This window comes from Antribacter sp. NEAU-D49 (genome assembly GCF_057158775.1).
Map to the genome: position 1 here is coordinate 55,321 of NZ_JBXTSN010000013.1, position 15,510 is coordinate 70,830.

Genomic DNA, 15,510 nt, shown 5'->3' on the forward strand with positions numbered 1-15,510 from the left:
ACCGATGGCTGCTCTGACCGTCGACGTCCTGGATGCCCAGGGCAAGAAGACCGGCACCGCCGAGCTCCCCGCTGAGGTGTTCGACGTCACCGTGAACATCCCGCTGATCCACCAGGTCGTCGTCGCGCAGCGCGCTGCGGCACGCCAGGGGACCGCCTCCACGAAGACTCGTGGTGAGGTCCGCGGTGGTGGGCGCAAGCCGTACAAGCAGAAGGGCACCGGCCGCGCCCGTCAGGGTTCGACCCGCGCTCCGCAGTTCGCCGGCGGTGGCGTCGTCCACGGCCCGCAGCCGCGCTCGTACGACCAGCGGACCCCCAAGAAGATGAAGGCCGCCGCCCTGCGCGGTGCCCTCTCCGACCGCGCCCGCGCGGGTCGCGTGCACGTCGTCGCCGGTTTCGGTGTCGACGGGACGCCGTCCACGAAGACCGCCGTCGCCACCCTCAAGTCGCTGTCGCCCCGCCCCCACGTCCTCGTGGTGACGGAGCGGACCGACGAGGTGACGATCAAGTCGCTGCGCAACGTCGCCGAGGTGCACCTCCTGGTCGCCGACCAGCTGAACACCTACGACGTTCTCGTCTCTGACGACATCGTCTTCACCGAGGGTGCGCTCAACGCGTTCCTCGAGGGCCCCACCAAGGGCGCGAAGGCCGTCGCTTCCTCGTCGGAGATCGAGTCCGAGCCCGCTGAGGAGTCCGCCAAGTGACCACCGTGACGAAGGACCCGCGCGACATCCTGCTCGCGCCGGTCGTCTCCGAGAAGAGCTACGGCCTGCTCGACGAGGGCAAGTACACCTTCATCGTCGACCCGCGCGCCAACAAGACCGAGATCAAGATTGCGATCGAGCAGGTCTTCGGCGTCAAGGTCGCCTCGGTGAACACGATCAACCGCAAGGGCAAGACGCGTCGCACGCGTTTCGGCCTCGGCAAGCGTAAGGACACCAAGCGTGCGATCGTCACCCTCCGCGAGGGAACGATCGACATCTTCGGCGGGCCGGTCGGCTGAGCCGGACGAGAAGCAGATTGAGGACAGGTTTCCATGGGAATCCGTAAGTACAAGCCGACGACGCCCGGCCGCCGCGGCTCCAGCGTCGCCGACTTCGTCGAGATCACGCGCTCGCAGCCGGAGAAGTCGCTGGTCCGCCCGCTCAGCAAGACGGGTGGCCGCAACAACACCGGTCGCATCACGACGCGCCACAAGGGCGGCGGCCACAAGCGCGCCTACCGAGTCATCGACTTCCGTCGCCATGACAAGGACGGCGTGCCTGCCAAGGTCGCGCACATCGAGTACGACCCCAACCGCACGGCGCGCATCGCGCTCCTGCACTATGCGGACGGCGAGAAGCGCTACATCATCGCGCCGAACAAGCTGTCGCAGGGTGACGTGGTCGAGGCCGGTGCCGGTGCCGACATCAAGCCCGGCAACAACCTGCCGCTCCGCAACATCCCGACCGGTACGGTCATCCACGCCATCGAGCTTCGGCCCGGCGGCGGCGCGAAGATCGCCCGTTCGGCCGGTGTGTCGGTCCAGCTGGTGGCGAAGGACGGCCCGTACGCGCAGCTGCGCATGCCGTCCGGCGAGATCCGGAACGTCGACCTGCGCTGCCGCGCCACGGTCGGCGAGGTCGGCAACGCCGAGCAGTCGAACATCAACTGGGGCAAGGCCGGCCGCATGCGCTGGAAGGGCAAGCGCCCGACCGTGCGTGGTGTCGCCATGAACCCGATCGACCACCCGCACGGTGGTGGTGAGGGCAAGACGTCCGGTGGTCGCCACCCCGTGAGCCCGTGGGGTCAGGCCGAGGGCCGTACCCGCCGCCCGAACAAGGCGAGCGACAAGATGATCGTCCGCCGCCGCCGTACCGGCAAGAAGCGCTGATAGGAGCCTGGAACATGCCTCGTAGCCTGAAGAAGGGCCCCTTCGTCGACGGACACCTCCAGAAGAAGGTGGACGTCCAGAACGAGAAGGGGACCAAGAACGTCATCAAGACCTGGTCCCGTCGGTCGGTCATCACGCCCGACTTCCTCGGTCACACCTTCGCCGTGCACGACGGCCGCAAGCACGTCCCGGTGTTCGTCACCGAGTCGATGGTCGGTCACAAGCTCGGCGAGTTCGCTCCCACGCGGACCTTCCGCGGCCACGTGAAGGACGACAAGAAGGGTCGTCGCCGCTGAGCGGAGGGCTGACGCCCACCGCACAGCTGAGCGAGACCCCGACGGTCAAGAGACAAGAAGGCAGGACTGCAATGGAAGCCAAGGCGCAGGCGCGGTTTGTCCGTGTCACGCCCCAGAAGGCCCGGCGCGTCGTGGACCTCATCCGTGGCAAGCAGGCCGCCGAGGCCGTCGCGGTGCTGAAGTTCGCACCGCAGGCCGCGAGCGAGCCCGTCCGCAAGGTCGTGGAGAGCGCAATCGCGAACGCCCGGGTGAAGGCCGACCGCGCGAGCGAGCGCTTCGACGAGGGTGACCTCGTCGTGAGCGCGGCGTTCGTGGACGAGGGCCCGACCCTCAAGCGGTTCCGGCCGCGTGCCCAGGGGCGCGCGAACCGGATCCTCAAGCGCACGAGCCACATCACTGTGGTCGTGGCGCCGCGAGCAGACAAGGAAGGGGCCCGATAGTGGGGCAGAAGGTTCACCCGCACGGGTACCGCCTCGGCATCACCACCGACCACCGGTCGCGTTGGTTTGCCGACAGCACCAAGCCTGGTCAGCGGTACCGCGACTACGTCCGTGAGGACGTCCAGATCCGCAAGCTCATGAGCACCGGCCTCGAGCGGGCCGGTATCTCCAAGGTCGAGATCGAGCGCACCCGCGACCGTGTCCGCGTGGACATCCACACGGCGCGTCCGGGCATCGTGATCGGCCGCCGTGGAGCCGAGGCAGACCGCATCCGCGGCGAGCTCGAGAAGCTCACGGGCAAGCAGGTTCAGCTCAACATCCTCGAGGTCAAGAACGCCGAGATCGACGCGCAGCTGGTTGCGCAGGGCATCGCCGAGCAGCTGGCGAGCCGTGTGTCGTTCCGTCGTGCGATGCGCAAGGGCATTCAGTCCGCGCAGCGCGCCGGCGCCAAGGGCATCCGTGTCCAGGTGTCCGGTCGTCTCGGCGGCGCCGAGATGAGCCGGTCGGAGTTCTACCGCGAGGGTCGTGTGCCGCTGCACACGCTTCGCGCGAACATCGACTACGGCTTCTTCGAGGCCCGCACCACCTTCGGTCGTATCGGCGTGAAGGTGTGGATCTACAAGGGCGACATCACCGAGAAGGAGTTCGCTGCGCAGCAGGCCGCTGCTGCACCGCGTCAGGGCCGTGGAGGCCCGCGTGGTGAGCGCGGTGGCGAGCGTGGTGGCGACCGTCGCGGTGGTGGGCGTCGTAACGAGCGTCCGGCCGAGCGGGCCGACGAGGCCGCGCCTTCGGCGGCCCCGGCAGCTCCGGCCACCGAGACCGGAACGGAGGCCTGACCATGCTGATCCCGCGCAGGGTCAAGCACCGCAAGCAGCACCACCCGGACCGCCACGGCGCGTCCAAGGGTGGCAACCAGATCGCGTTCGGCGAGTTCGCCATCCAGGCTCTCGAGCCGGCGTACGTCACCAACAGGCAGATCGAGGCGGCTCGTATCGCCATGACCCGCCACATCAAGCGTGGCGGAAAGGTCTGGATCAACATCTACCCGGACCGTCCGCTCACGAAGAAGCCTGCCGAGACCCGCATGGGTTCCGGTAAGGGTTCGCCGGAGTGGTGGATCGCCAACGTCAAGCCGGGCCGGATCGTCTTCGAGCTGGCCGGTGTCCCGGAGCCCCTGGCTCGCGAGGCCATGCGCCGCGCGATCCACAAGCTCCCGATGAAGTGCCGTTTCGTGGTGCGCGAGGGTGGTGTCAGCTGATGACTGTCGGTAGCAAGGGTCTGGCACCCGCCGATCTGGACGCGTTCGACGACGAGGGTCTCGTCGCCGAGCTGAAGAAGGCCAAGGAGGAGCTCTTCAACCTCCGTTTCCAGTCGGCCACGGGCCAGCTGGAGAGCCACGGCCGACTCAAGGCCGTTCGTCGCGACATCGCCCGGATCTACACGATCCTGCGTGAGCGCGAGCTCGGTATCCGTACGGCACCGAGCGTGAGTGAGTGAGGCACTGATGAGCGACAACACGAGCACCGCTGACGCCGTCGTGGCTGAGCGAGGCACCCGCAAGGTGCGTCGCGGCTACGTGGTCAGCGACAAGATGGACAAGACCGTCGTGGTCGAGGTCGAGGACCGGGTCAAGCACCCGCTCTACGGCAAGGTCATGCGTCGCACCAACAAGGTGAAGGCGCACGACGAGCAGAACACCGCCGGTATCGGCGACCTCGTCCTGATCATGGAGACCCGCCCGCTGTCCGCTACCAAGCGGTGGCGCCTGGTGGAGATCCTCGAGAAGGCCAAGTAACACCTCGGACCGGTCGGCGGCCGGGTGCTGAGCACCCGGCCCGCCGGCCCGGCCCACCTACTGCAGCTATCCGTTCGGCAAGGCTCGCTCAGCGAGAACCAGCTCGACGACAGGAGTTCACTCAATGATCCAGCAGGAGTCGCGAGTTCGCGTCGCCGACAACACGGGTGCCAAGGAGATTCTCTGCATCCGCGTTCTCGGCGGTTCCGGACGTCGCTACGCCGGTATCGGCGACACCATCGTCGCAACAGTCAAGGACGCGATCCCGGGCGGCAACGTGAAGAAGGGCGATGTGGTCAAGGCCGTCATCGTCCGCACCGTGAAGGAGCGTCGTCGTCCGGACGGTTCCTACATCAAGTTCGACGAGAACGCCGCCGTGATCCTCAAGAACGACGGCGAGCCGCGCGGCACCCGCATCTTCGGCCCGGTGGGCCGCGAGCTGCGTGACAAGCGGTTCATGAAGATCATCTCGCTGGCTCCGGAGGTGCTCTGACCATGGCGAAGATCAAGAAGGGCGACCAGGTGATCGTCATCGCCGGTCGCGACAAGGGCAAGACGGGCCGCGTGCTCGAGGTGCTCAAGGACGCCGACCGCGTGGTCGTCGAGGGTGTCCAGCGCGTGACGAAGCACACCAAGGTGGGCCAGTCGCAGCGCGGTACCCGTACCGGTGGCATCGAGACGGTCGAGGCCCCCATCCACGTGAGCAACGTGATGGTGGTCGACCCGGAGACCAAGAAGGGCACCCGGGTCGGGATCCGCACCGAGCAGGTCGAGCGCGACGGCCGCATGAAGACTGTGCGTACGCGCGTGGCCAAGCGCTCCGGGAAGGACATCTGACATGACCGAGACCATCATCGAGGCCCCGGCCCTGCCGCGCCTCAAGCAGAAGTACCGCGAGGAGATCCTCGCGGGGCTGATGGAGGAGTTCGGCCACCAGAACATCCACCAGGTCGGCGGTCTCTCGAAGATCGTCGTCAACATGGGTGTCGGTGACGCCGCCAAGGACTCCAAGCTGATCGAGGGCGCGATCCGCGACCTGACCGCTATCACCGGTCAGAAGCCGCAGGTCACCAAGGCCCGCAAGTCCATCGCGCAGTTCAAGCTGCGCGAGGGCATGCCGATCGGTGCCCACGTCACCCTCCGTGGTGACCGCATGTGGGAGTTCCTGGACCGTCTGCTGGCGGTCGCGCTGCCGCGTATCCGCGACTTCCGCGGTCTGTCGCCGAAGCAGTTCGACGGCAACGGCAACTACACCTTCGGTCTCACGGAGCAGTCGATGTTCCACGAGATCGACCAGGACAAGATCGACCGGGTCCGCGGTATGGACATCACGGTCGTGACGACGGCCAAGACCGACGACGAGGGCCGTTCCCTGCTTCGCCGTCTCGGCTTCCCCTTCAAGGAGGAGAACTGACATGGCGAAGAAGGCCCTAGTCAACAAGGCGGCCGCCAAGCCCAAGTTCGCGGTCCGCGCTTACACCCGGTGCCAGCGGTGCGGTCGTCCGCACTCCGTGTACCGCAAGTTCGGCCTGTGCCGAATCTGCGTGCGGGAGATGGCCCACCGTGGCGAGCTCCCCGGCGTCACCAAGAGCAGCTGGTAACAACTACGTCGTAGGTCCGGACGGACGGTGAGCGAGTCGCTCGACGACTCCGCTGTCCGCTGGATACCCCGGCGAGGAAGGGCAAGAGCCCGATGACTATGACCGACCCGATCGCAGACATGCTGACCCGTCTGCGTAACGCGAACTCGGCGCACCACGACACGGTAAGCATGCCGTCGTCGAAGCTGAAGTCGCACATTGCCGAGATCCTGCAGGCCGAGGGCTACATCGCCGGCTGGAACGTCGAGGACGCCCCCGTGGGCAAGAGCCTCACGATCACGCTGAAGTATGGCCCGAGCCGTGAGCGCGCCCTGTCGGGCGTCCGCCGCGTCTCGAAGCCCGGCCTGCGCGTCTACGCCAAGTCCACCAACCTGCCCAAGGTCCTCGGCGGCCTCGGCGTGGCGATCCTGTCCACGTCCTCCGGTCTCCTGACCGACAAGCAGGCTCAGACCAAGGGCGTGGGCGGCGAAGTCCTCGCCTACGTCTGGTAACCCGGAAAGGAGATAACGCCATGTCTCGAATCGGCAAGATCCCCGTTCCGGTCCCTACCGGCGTGGACATCACCATCAGCGGTGCGCTCGTGACGGTCAAGGGCCCCAAGGGGACCCTTGAGCACAACGTGCCCGCCCCCATCAGCGTCTCGCAGGAGGACGGCACCCTCGTGGTGACCCGCCCCGACGACGAGCGCAGCTCCCGTGCGCTGCACGGCCTGACCCGTACGCTCCTCGCCAACATCGTCACCGGTGTGACTGAGGGCTACACCAAGAAGCTCGAGATCGTCGGCACCGGTTACCGCGTCGCCGCAAAGGGCTCGGACCTCGAGTTCGCCCTCGGCTTCAGCCACCCCGTCGTCGTGACGCCGCCTGCCGGCATCACGTTCGCCGTCGAGAGCCCCACGAAGTTCTCGGTCGCTGGTATCGACAAGCAGCAGGTCGGCGAGGTCGCAGCGAACATCCGCAAGATCCGCAAGCCCGAGCCGTACAAGGGCAAGGGTGTGCGGTACGCCGGCGAGGTCGTCCGCCGCAAGGTCGGAAAGGCTGGTAAGTGACGATGGCTCTCAAGATTCTGGGCAAGGGCAAGGGGATCGCGCGTCAGCGCCGCCACCTTCGCCTGCGCAAGAAGATCACCGGCACCCCGGTCCGTCCGCGCCTCGTCGTCACCCGTTCCTCGCGCCACATGGTGGCGCAGGTCGTGGACGACACGGTCGGCAAGACCGTGGCCTCGGCGTCGACCCTCGAGGCCGACCTGCGTGCGTTCGACGGAGACAAGACGGCCAAGGCCCGCAAGATCGGCGAGCTTGTCGCCGCGCGTGCCAAGGCTGTGGGTGTCGACACCGTCGTGTTCGACCGCGGCGGCAACAAGTACCACGGTCGGGTGGCGGCAGTCGCCGACGGGGCCCGCGAAGGCGGTCTGGCCCTGTGACGACCTACACCGCACGGAAGAAGAGGACTCTCTGATGGCTGCAGGGCAGCGCACCGGCGCCCCCCAGGGTGCCGCCAACGAGAACAACGAGCGCGGGGAGCGTCGCGGTCGCCGCGACGATCGTCGCGGTGACCGGCGCGAGCCGGAGAAGAGCGCCTTTGTCGAGCGCGTGGTGACGATCAACCGCGTCTCCAAGGTCGTCAAGGGTGGTCGCCGCTTCAGCTTCACCGCGCTGGTCGTGGTGGGCGACGGAGACGGTACGGTCGGCGTCGGCTACGGCAAGGCCAAGGAGGTGCCCGCGGCGATCGCCAAGGGTGTCGAGGAGGCGAAGAAGAGCTTCTTCCGCGTCCCCCGTATCCAGGGCACCATTCCTCACCCCATCCAGGGTGAGGCCGCCGCCGGCGTCGTGTTCCTCCGTCCGGCCTCGCCGGGTACCGGTGTGATCGCCGGTGGTCCGGTGCGCGCCGTCCTGGAGTGCGCCGGTATCCACGACGTGCTGAGCAAGTCGCTCGGTTCGTCGAACGCGATCAACATCGTGCACGCCACCGTGGCGGCTCTGCGCGGGCTCGAGCAGCCCGAGGCCGTCGCCGCGCGTCGTGGTCTGCCGCTGGAGCACGTGGCCCCGGCCGCCCTCCTGCGCGCTCAGGCCGCTGGTCGTGCCGAGGCTGCTGCGAAGGTGGGTGCGTGATGGCTCGTCTCAAGGTGACCCAGACCAAGTCCGCCATCGGCGGCAAGCAGAACCAGCGCGACACGCTGCGGACGCTGGGCCTCAAGCGGATCGGTGACACCGCCGTGAAGGAGGACCGCCCGGAGATCCGCGGCATGGTCAACACGGTGGCGCACCTCGTCGCCGTCGAGGAGGTCGAGTGACCATGGCCAAGGCCGAGAAGACCGAGGCGACTGCGACCGACAAGGTCCAGCCGCTGAAGATGCACCACCTGCGTCCTGCCCCGGGTGCCAAGACCGCGAAGACCCGTGTGGGTCGCGGTGAGGCCTCGAAGGGTAAGACGGCGGGCCGTGGTACCAAGGGTACGAAGGCTCGTTACCAGGTCCCGCAGCGTTTCGAGGGTGGGCAGATGCCTCTGCACATGCGCCTCCCGAAGCTCCGCGGGTTCAAGAACCCGTTCCGCGTCGAGTACCAGGTCGTGAACCTGGACAAGCTCGCCGAGCTGTACCCCGAGGGCGGCTCCGTCACCAAGGACGACCTCGTCGCCAAGGGTGCGGTCCGCAAGGGCCAGCCGGTGAAGGTGCTCGGCACGGGCGAGATCGCCGTCAAGCTGGAGGTCGCGGTCGACGCGGTCTCCGGGTCTGCCAAGGACAAGATCCTGGCAGCCGGCGGCTCCATCTCGGAGGACTGAGAACGGCACAGGGCCGGCAGCGCAGCAGCGCTGTCGGCCCTGTGTGCTTGGAATTGGTCAAGAGACTGCCGCGAGGCACGTAGAATCCGTCACGGTCCGAACGCACAGTCGCGCGGTCCAGGATCGTCGTCATGACTCGCCGGATCCGACCGGCGACACGAGAACCCGCCTCGGCGGGCCAGGAGGACAGGGTGCTCAGCGCATTCGGCCGGGCTTTCCGGACGCCAGACCTGCGGCGCAAGCTGCTGTTCACGATCGCGATCATGGCGATCTTCCGCGTGGGGTCGTTCATCCCCACGCCGGGGGTCGACTACGGCAACGTCCAGCAATGTGTCGCCGGGGCCGAGGACGACTCGCTCCTGGGGATCGTGAACCTGTTCAGCGGCGGTGCGCTGCTGCAGCTCTCGATCTTCGCGCTCGGGATCATGCCGTACATCACCGCGAGCATCATCATCCAGCTCCTCCGTGTGGTGATCCCTCGCTTCGAGGCGCTGCACAAGGAGGGCCAGTCAGGTACCGCGAAGCTGACGCAGTACACGCGCTACCTGACGATCGGCCTGGCGATCCTGCAGTCGACGACGGTCATCACGACCGCGCGGCAGGGCCTGCTGTTCCCGGGCTGTGCCGTCGAGGTGATCCCGAACGACGACGTCATCACGCTGATCCTGATGATCGTCACCATGACCGCCGGTACGGGCCTCGTCATGTGGCTCGGCGAGCTCATCACCGAGCGCGGTGTCGGCAACGGCATGTCGCTGCTCATCTTCACCTCGATCGCCGCGAGCTTCCCCACGTCCCTGTGGTCCATCGCCGGCGGTGCGGACGGTGTCCGCAACTTCATCATCATGATCCTGGTGATCGTGCTGATCATCGGCCTCGTCGTCTACGTCGAGCAGTCGCAGCGCCGCATCCCGGTCCAGTACGCCAAGCGCATGGTGGGCCGTCGCATGTATGGCGGCACCAGCACCTACATCCCGATCAAGATCAACATGGCCGGCGTCATCCCGGTGATCTTCGCGGCCTCGATCCTGGCGATCCCTGGTCTTGCCGCGCAGTTCGGCGACCCGACGTCCGACTGGGTCGCCTGGATCTCCCGGAACCTGGTCCAGCAGTCGGCGCCGCTGTACATCGCGCTGTACACGCTGATGATCATCTTCTTCTGCTTCTTCTACACGTCGATCACGTTCAACCCGGACGAGGTCGCGGACAACATGAAGAAGTACGGCGGCTTCATCCCCGGCATCCGCGCCGGCCGCCCCACCGCGGAGTACCTCGACTACGTCATCACGCGTATCACCTCCGCCGGTTCCCTGTACCTCGCGCTGATCGCGCTGATCCCGACGCTGGTGCTCGTCCTCCTGGGCATCACGACGAGCCTGCCCTTCGGCGGTGCCTCGATCCTCATCGTGGTCGGCGTCGGGCTCGAGACGGTCAAGCAGATCGACTCGCAGCTGCAGCAGCGCCACTACGAAGGATTCCTCCGTTGAGCGAAAGCACCATGAACACGACGCCGTCGACGCGGCGGGCCCTGCACTCGCACGGTCCCGAAGGCCGGATCACCCGTCTGGTGATCATGGGCCCGCAGGGTGCCGGCAAGGGCACGCAGGCCGCCCGCCTGGCCGACACGTTCGGGATCGTGGCGATCTCCACGGGAGACATCTTCCGCGCCAACATCAAGGGCGAGACGGAGCTCGGCAAGCTCGCGCAGGAGTACACGAACAAGGGCGAGCTGGTGCCGGACTCGGTCACCAACGACATGGTGCGCGACCGCCTGGCGCAGGACGACGTCAAGAACGGCTTCATCCTCGACGGGTACCCCCGCAACGCCGCCCAGGTGGCGGAGCTGGACGCCATCCTCGGTGACCTCGGCTGGGAGCTGGACGGCGTCATCGAGCTCACCGCCGACCGCGGCGAGCTGCTCGGGCGCCTCGCCAAGCGCGCCGAGGTGGAGGGTCGCGAGGACGACACGGAGGACGCGATCGCGCGCCGCCTCGACATCTACGCCGAGCAGACCGCGCCGCTGACCGCCGCGTACGGGGAGCGCAACCTCCTCGTGCAGGTCGACGGCATCGGCCAGGTCGAAGAGGTCACCGAGCGCATCGTCAAGTCGCTCGCGGCGCAGCTGGGCTGACGATGGTCTTCGGCAGGGAGCGCATCGAGTACAAGACACGGGACCAGGCCCGCCTGATGCGGCGGGCCGGTCTCGTGGTCGCCGACGCGCTGTCCGCCGTCCGCGCCGCCGCCCGCCCGGGCATGACGACGTCGGACCTCGACGCCGTGGCCGCGAAGGTCATCGCCGACGCGGGCGCGACGCCGTCGTTCCTCGGCTACCACGGCTTCCCGGCCGTGATCTGCGCGTCGGTCAACGACGAGGTCATCCACGGCATCCCGGGCGACCGGGTGCTCGCCGTGGGCGACCTCGTCTCCGTCGACTGCGGGGCCGTCGTCGAGGGCTGGCACGGCGACTCCGCCCTGAGCTTCGTCCTGGGCCCGGAGGGCGCGCTGCCCCTCTCCGGGCTGTCCGACGACGCCCTGGTCGCCGCGGGCGCCGATGTCGCCGACCTGGCGCTCGTCCGGGCCACGGAGGCCGCCATGTGGGCGGGTATCGCCGCCCTGTCGGGCGGACGCCGTCTGAACGACGTCGGCATCGCCGTCGAGGCTGCTGTCGACCTGGCGGGCGAGCTCGCCGGCGTCGAGCTGGGCATCGTCGAGGGCTATGTCGGGCACGGCATCGGCACCGCGATGCACCAGCCGCCGGACGTCGTGAACTACCGCACGAGCAGCGCGGGTCCCAAGCTCCGGCCGGGTATGTGCCTCGCGATCGAGCCGATGGTCACGCGGGGCACCGACGCGACGCACGTCCTGGAGGACGACTGGACCGTCGTCACCGACGACGGCTCCCGCGCCGCCCACTGGGAGCACTCCGTCGCGATCCTCGACGACGGGATCGTGGTCCTCACGGCGCCCGACGGCGGCGCCGCTCGCCTGGCGGAGCTGGGCGTCACCGTGGCGTCGCTCGACTAGCGTGTCGCGTCTCACGGCGCCGGGAGCGCAGGCCGAGCTGGTTGCGCTTTGAATGGTTGCCTTCATGACGTAGGCTAGATCGCTGGGTGTAGTCCGACCGTCCGTCGTTGCCCCTGAGTGTCTCCGCTTCTGCGCGCTGCTCAGGCTCCGCCGGCCCGGCCCGCCACAGGCGACCGGTGGATACACACGACATCCACGTCCCACCCGACGCGTGCAACCTCGTGCGTGTCGCGAGCGGATGTGGGAGCAGTCCAGACGAGAGTTAGCGGAGGATTATGGCAAAGAAGGACGGTGTCATCGAGATCGAGGGCAGCGTGGTCGAGGCCCTGCCGAACGCGATGTTCCGCGTGGAGCTGGCGAACGGCCACAAGGTCCTCGCGCACATCTCGGGCAAGATGCGCCAGCACTACATCCGGATCCTGCCTGAGGACCGGGTGGTGGTGGAGCTCAGCCCGTACGACCTGTCCCGAGGCCGGATCGTCTACCGCTACAAGTAGTCACCCGTCACGTCCCTCGGGGTCTCCCGGGGGATCAACCCACGAACAACACCGACACCCGCGCTGACAGTTGCGGGGTCCTCGCGCAGTGTGACGGCTGCCCGAGGCCGAGGCGGCGAAGGAATGATTCATGAAGGTCAAGCCGAGCGTCAAGAAGATCTGCGACAAGTGCAAGGTGATCCGCCGGCACGGTCGCGTCATGGTGATCTGCGAGAACCTGCGCCACAAGCAGCGCCAGGGCTGATCGCACCCTGATCACCCGGTGGCGGCAGCCACCACCAGAGCGCACCACCACGAACCTTCCCCCAGCGGGGGGAGGGGAACCCCCGGCTCGGAGGCCGGGGCCCGCGGAGACGCGGGAGGGCGGTGCGGTAGACCTCCGACGAGAAACAGGAGCCGGAAGGCACATGGCACGTCTTATCGGCGTCGACCTCCCTCGCGACAAGCGACTCGAGGTTGCGCTCACCTACATCTACGGCGTCGGCCGTACTCGCGCCCAGCAGACGCTGGCCGCGACCGGGGTCAGCCCCGACCTGCGCGTGAAGGACCTCGGCGACGCCGAGCTCGTCGCGCTCCGCGACTACCTCGAGGGCAACTACAAGCTCGAGGGTGACCTCCGCCGTGAGGTCGCGGCCGACATCCGCCGCAAGGTCGAGATCGGCACCTACCAGGGTCTGCGTCACCGCCGCGGGCTGCCGGTGCGCGGTCAGCGCACCAAGACCAACGCGCGTACCCGCAAGGGTCCCAAGCGCACCGTCGCGGGCAAGAAGAAGGCCCGCTGACCGCAGTCCGTGGTGCGGGCTACTGAGCCCGCCCCGGTCCGATCAGACCAGGAGAACACAAGCACATGCCTCCCAAGACTCGCGCTGCCGCCGGCCGCAAGCCGCGCCGCAAGGACAAGAAGAACGTCCCGCTCGGCCAGGCTCACATCAAGAGCACCTTCAACAACACGATCGTGTCGATCACCGACCCGTCGGGTGCCGTCATCTCGTGGGCGTCCGCCGGCCACGTCGGCTTCAAGGGCTCCCGTAAGTCCACGCCGTACGCCGCGCAGCTCGCCGCCGAGTCGGCCGCTCGCCGCGCCCAGGAGCACGGCGTCAAGAAGGTCGACGTCTTCGTCAAGGGCCCGGGTTCCGGTCGTGAGACCGCGATCCGCTCGCTCCAGGCGACCGGCCTCGAGGTCGGCTCCATCCAGGACGTGACGCCTCAGGCCCACAACGGCTGCCGTCCCCCGAAGCGTCGCCGCGTCTGATGCTCGTTGCGACGCGGTGCGGCTGCGCGGCCCTGGGGGCCGCGGGGCCGCACCGTGATCGCGACGTTCGCTCACCTCACGGGTGAGCAGCTTTGGTCTGGTTCAGACGGACAGAGTTCTGGCCAGGCCGCGAGAGATCGCATGCCGTGATGCGTCATATAGCGGACGCACACTGAAAGGACACCCACAGTGCTCATCGCACAGCGCCCCACGCTGACCGAAGAGGTCATCTCGGAGAACCGTTCGCGCTTCTCCATCGAGCCGCTCGAGCCTGGCTTCGGCTACACGCTCGGCAACTCGCTGCGTCGCACGCTCCTGTCGTCCATCCCGGGCGCGGCCGTGACCTCCATCCGCATCGACGGAGTGCTCCACGAGTTCTCCACCGTGCCGGGTGTGAAGGAGGACGTCACCGAGATCATCCTCAACGTGAAGAACCTCGTGGTCTCGTCGGAGAACGACGAGCCTGTCGTGATGTACCTGCGCAAGCAGGGTGCTGGTGCCGTGACCGCCGCGGACATCGTCCCGCCGGCGGGCGTCGAGGTGCACAACCCCGACCTGCACATCGCCACGCTCAACGAGAAGGGCAAGCTCGAGATCGAGCTGACCGTCGAGCGTGGTCGTGGCTACGTGTCCGCCGCGCAGAACAAGCAGTTCGACGCGGAGATCGGCCGTATCCCGGTCGACTCGATCTACTCGCCCGTCCTCAAGGTCACCTACAAGGTCGAGGCCACCCGAGTCGAGCAGCGCACCGACTTCGACAAGCTCGTCGTCGACGTCGAGTCCAAGCAGGCGATCACGCCTCGTGACGCGCTCGCCTCGGCCGGCAAGACGCTCGTCGAGCTCTTCGGCCTTGCCCGTGAGCTGAACGTCGAGGCCGAGGGCATCGAGATCGGCCCGTCGCCGACGGACACCGCGCTGGCCGCGGACCTGGCGCTGCCGATCGAGGAGCTCAACCTCACGATCCGTTCGTACAACTGCCTCAAGCGCGAGGGCATCCACCAGGTGGGTGAGCTCGTGGCGCGCAGCGAGGCAGACCTGCTCGACATCCGGAACTTCGGTGCGAAGTCGATCACCGAGGTCAAGGAGAAGCTCGCCGAGCTCGGTCTGAGCCTCAAGGACTCGCCGCTGGACTTCGATCCGTCCGGCGCCCAGTACTTCGAGGCCGACGACGAGGCCGCGTACAGCGACGAGCAGTTCTGACGTCCCGCGCCCGCCCTGCGGGCGCGTGGAACCACTTCTAAGGAGCACAAGCAATGCCTACCCCCACCAAGGGTCCGCGGCTCGGCGGTGGCCCGGCTCACGAGCGTCTGATTCTCGCGAACCTGTCCACGGCGCTCTTCGAGCACGGCCGCATCACCACCACGGAGACCAAGGCCAAGCGCCTCCGCCCCCTGGCCGAGCGTCTCATCACGTTCGCCAAGCGCGGCGACCTGCACGCCCGCCGTCGCGTCCTGACGGTCGTGCGTGACAAGGGCGTGGTGCACACGCTGTTCACCGAGATCGCCCCGGCCATGGCCGAGCGCAACGGTGGATACACGCGCATCACCAAGGTCGGCACCCGCAAGGGCGACAACGCCCCCATGGCGGTCATCGAGCTCATCACCGAGCCCGTGAGCCCCAAGCAGGCTGTCGTCCGCGAGGCCGCCAAGGCGACGGAGAAGGCCGCCAAGAAGCCGGCGAAGGCGAAGGCCGCCCCGGTCGAGGACGTCGTCGAGGACGCGCCGGTCGAGGACGCCCCCGCTGAGGACGCGCCCGCCGCTGAGGCCGAGGAGAAGAAGGAGGCCTGAGCCTCCCCTTCACCGGGTTGACGTACAGAGGGCCTCGGTCCCGCCTCCGGGCGGCACCGGGGCCCTCTCGCGTCCGGTCGGCCGCGCACATTGCTTCGGCAGGTCCCAGGCCCGTGCTCCGCCCACGAGGGCGGCCGAGTTGGGCACGACGACGACGTCGTCACCG

At 67.9% G+C, this 15,510-nt stretch carries 28 protein-coding genes; all 28 read left to right on the top strand.

The window, feature by feature from the left end:
- Positions 1 to 4: 4 nt before the first annotated feature.
- The 28 genes from rplD to rplQ all read left to right on the top strand — a co-directional run bounded on the left by rplD (position 5) and on the right by rplQ (position 15,344).
- Positions 5 to 703, top strand: a complete 699-nt coding sequence (rplD, locus tag AC060K_RS11730) for a 50S ribosomal protein L4 (RefSeq protein ID WP_483765603.1) — start codon at positions 5 to 7, stop codon at positions 701 to 703.
- A complete protein-coding gene (rplW, locus tag AC060K_RS11735; protein ID WP_125773579.1) occupies positions 700 to 1,002 on the top strand; it encodes a 50S ribosomal protein L23 in 303 nt (100 codons plus the stop codon). Before rplD ends, rplW begins: the two co-directional genes overlap by 4 nt.
- A 33-nt stretch (positions 1,003 to 1,035) precedes the next feature.
- Positions 1,036 to 1,872, top strand: coding sequence for a 50S ribosomal protein L2 (rplB, locus tag AC060K_RS11740; RefSeq protein ID WP_483765604.1), 837 nt, complete (start codon positions 1,036 to 1,038; stop codon positions 1,870 to 1,872).
- A gap of 14 nt (positions 1,873 to 1,886) precedes the next feature.
- The gene (gene rpsS, locus AC060K_RS11745; protein WP_100348861.1) at positions 1,887 to 2,168 is read left to right on the top strand and encodes a 30S ribosomal protein S19; all 282 of its coding nucleotides are present in this window, start codon (positions 1,887 to 1,889) and stop codon (positions 2,166 to 2,168) included.
- A gap of 71 nt (positions 2,169 to 2,239) precedes the next feature.
- Entirely contained in the window at positions 2,240 to 2,608 is a 369-nt protein-coding gene (gene rplV, locus AC060K_RS11750; RefSeq protein WP_125773583.1) for a 50S ribosomal protein L22, read from the top strand.
- Positions 2,608 to 3,444, top strand: a complete 837-nt coding sequence (rpsC, locus tag AC060K_RS11755) for a 30S ribosomal protein S3 (protein WP_483765605.1) — start codon at positions 2,608 to 2,610, stop codon at positions 3,442 to 3,444. The genes rplV and rpsC overlap by 1 nt, the downstream gene beginning before the upstream one ends.
- A 2-nt stretch (positions 3,445 to 3,446) precedes the next feature.
- Entirely contained in the window at positions 3,447 to 3,866 is a 420-nt protein-coding gene (gene rplP, locus AC060K_RS11760) for a 50S ribosomal protein L16 (protein ID WP_483765606.1), read from the top strand.
- The gene (rpmC, locus tag AC060K_RS11765) at positions 3,866 to 4,105 is read left to right on the top strand and encodes a 50S ribosomal protein L29 (protein WP_125773589.1); all 240 of its coding nucleotides are present in this window, start codon (positions 3,866 to 3,868) and stop codon (positions 4,103 to 4,105) included. The genes rplP and rpmC overlap by 1 nt, the downstream gene beginning before the upstream one ends.
- Before the next feature lie 7 nt (positions 4,106 to 4,112).
- Positions 4,113 to 4,403 (top strand): 30S ribosomal protein S17, encoded by a 291-nt coding sequence (rpsQ, locus tag AC060K_RS11770; protein ID WP_483765607.1) that lies wholly within the window; start codon positions 4,113 to 4,115, stop codon positions 4,401 to 4,403.
- 124 nt (positions 4,404 to 4,527) lie between these two features.
- Positions 4,528 to 4,896 (top strand): 50S ribosomal protein L14, encoded by a 369-nt coding sequence (gene rplN, locus AC060K_RS11775; RefSeq protein WP_125773593.1) that lies wholly within the window; start codon positions 4,528 to 4,530, stop codon positions 4,894 to 4,896.
- A 2-nt stretch (positions 4,897 to 4,898) separates the two neighbouring features.
- Positions 4,899 to 5,240, top strand: coding sequence for a 50S ribosomal protein L24 (gene rplX / locus AC060K_RS11780; RefSeq protein WP_125773595.1), 342 nt, complete (start codon positions 4,899 to 4,901; stop codon positions 5,238 to 5,240).
- Between the two features lies 1 nt (position 5,241).
- Positions 5,242 to 5,817 carry a 50S ribosomal protein L5 gene (rplE, locus tag AC060K_RS11785; protein ID WP_483765608.1) on the top strand — a complete coding sequence of 192 codons (576 nt, stop codon included), beginning with the start codon at positions 5,242 to 5,244 and terminating at the stop codon, positions 5,815 to 5,817.
- A gap of 1 nt (position 5,818) precedes the next feature.
- Complete coding sequence (locus tag AC060K_RS11790; RefSeq protein WP_125773599.1) at positions 5,819 to 6,004, top strand: type Z 30S ribosomal protein S14; 186 nt, start codon at positions 5,819 to 5,821, stop codon at positions 6,002 to 6,004.
- Positions 6,005 to 6,096: 92 nt separating this feature from the next.
- The gene (gene rpsH / locus AC060K_RS11795) at positions 6,097 to 6,495 is read left to right on the top strand and encodes a 30S ribosomal protein S8 (RefSeq protein ID WP_483765609.1); all 399 of its coding nucleotides are present in this window, start codon (positions 6,097 to 6,099) and stop codon (positions 6,493 to 6,495) included.
- Positions 6,496 to 6,515: 20 nt separating this feature from the next.
- Entirely contained in the window at positions 6,516 to 7,052 is a 537-nt protein-coding gene (gene rplF / locus AC060K_RS11800; RefSeq protein WP_483765610.1) for a 50S ribosomal protein L6, read from the top strand.
- A gap of 2 nt (positions 7,053 to 7,054) precedes the next feature.
- Complete coding sequence (gene rplR / locus AC060K_RS11805) at positions 7,055 to 7,426, top strand: 50S ribosomal protein L18 (protein ID WP_483765676.1); 372 nt, start codon at positions 7,055 to 7,057, stop codon at positions 7,424 to 7,426.
- Between the two features lie 34 nt (positions 7,427 to 7,460).
- Positions 7,461 to 8,114 carry a 30S ribosomal protein S5 gene (rpsE, locus tag AC060K_RS11810; protein ID WP_483765611.1) on the top strand — a complete coding sequence of 218 codons (654 nt, stop codon included), beginning with the start codon at positions 7,461 to 7,463 and terminating at the stop codon, positions 8,112 to 8,114.
- Complete coding sequence (gene rpmD / locus AC060K_RS11815; protein WP_483765612.1) at positions 8,114 to 8,296, top strand: 50S ribosomal protein L30; 183 nt, start codon at positions 8,114 to 8,116, stop codon at positions 8,294 to 8,296. Before rpsE ends, rpmD begins: the two co-directional genes overlap by 1 nt.
- Before the next feature lie 2 nt (positions 8,297 to 8,298).
- Positions 8,299 to 8,784: a 50S ribosomal protein L15 gene (gene rplO / locus AC060K_RS11820; protein WP_483765677.1), complete on the top strand. Its 486-nt coding sequence runs from the start codon at positions 8,299 to 8,301 to the stop codon at positions 8,782 to 8,784.
- A gap of 191 nt (positions 8,785 to 8,975) precedes the next feature.
- Entirely contained in the window at positions 8,976 to 10,271 is a 1,296-nt protein-coding gene (gene secY / locus AC060K_RS11825; protein ID WP_483765613.1) for a preprotein translocase subunit SecY, read from the top strand.
- Between the two features lie 86 nt (positions 10,272 to 10,357).
- Entirely contained in the window at positions 10,358 to 10,915 is a 558-nt protein-coding gene (locus AC060K_RS11830; protein WP_483765678.1) for an adenylate kinase, read from the top strand.
- Between the two features lie 2 nt (positions 10,916 to 10,917).
- Complete coding sequence (gene map, locus AC060K_RS11835) at positions 10,918 to 11,808, top strand: type I methionyl aminopeptidase (RefSeq protein ID WP_483765614.1); 891 nt, start codon at positions 10,918 to 10,920, stop codon at positions 11,806 to 11,808.
- A gap of 275 nt (positions 11,809 to 12,083) precedes the next feature.
- Positions 12,084 to 12,305 carry a translation initiation factor IF-1 gene (gene infA, locus AC060K_RS11840; protein WP_012867920.1) on the top strand — a complete coding sequence of 74 codons (222 nt, stop codon included), beginning with the start codon at positions 12,084 to 12,086 and terminating at the stop codon, positions 12,303 to 12,305.
- Between the two features lie 130 nt (positions 12,306 to 12,435).
- Positions 12,436 to 12,549 (top strand): 50S ribosomal protein L36, encoded by a 114-nt coding sequence (gene rpmJ, locus AC060K_RS11845; protein ID WP_009740505.1) that lies wholly within the window; start codon positions 12,436 to 12,438, stop codon positions 12,547 to 12,549.
- Positions 12,550 to 12,712: 163 nt separating this feature from the next.
- The gene (gene rpsM / locus AC060K_RS11850; RefSeq protein WP_483765615.1) at positions 12,713 to 13,087 is read left to right on the top strand and encodes a 30S ribosomal protein S13; all 375 of its coding nucleotides are present in this window, start codon (positions 12,713 to 12,715) and stop codon (positions 13,085 to 13,087) included.
- A 65-nt stretch (positions 13,088 to 13,152) separates the two neighbouring features.
- Positions 13,153 to 13,557 (top strand): 30S ribosomal protein S11, encoded by a 405-nt coding sequence (rpsK, locus tag AC060K_RS11855; RefSeq protein WP_483765616.1) that lies wholly within the window; start codon positions 13,153 to 13,155, stop codon positions 13,555 to 13,557.
- Positions 13,558 to 13,746: 189 nt separating this feature from the next.
- The gene (locus AC060K_RS11860) at positions 13,747 to 14,757 is read left to right on the top strand and encodes a DNA-directed RNA polymerase subunit alpha (RefSeq protein WP_125773620.1); all 1,011 of its coding nucleotides are present in this window, start codon (positions 13,747 to 13,749) and stop codon (positions 14,755 to 14,757) included.
- 53 nt (positions 14,758 to 14,810) lie between these two features.
- Entirely contained in the window at positions 14,811 to 15,344 is a 534-nt protein-coding gene (gene rplQ / locus AC060K_RS11865) for a 50S ribosomal protein L17 (protein WP_483765617.1), read from the top strand.
- Positions 15,345 to 15,510 lie beyond the last annotated feature (166 nt).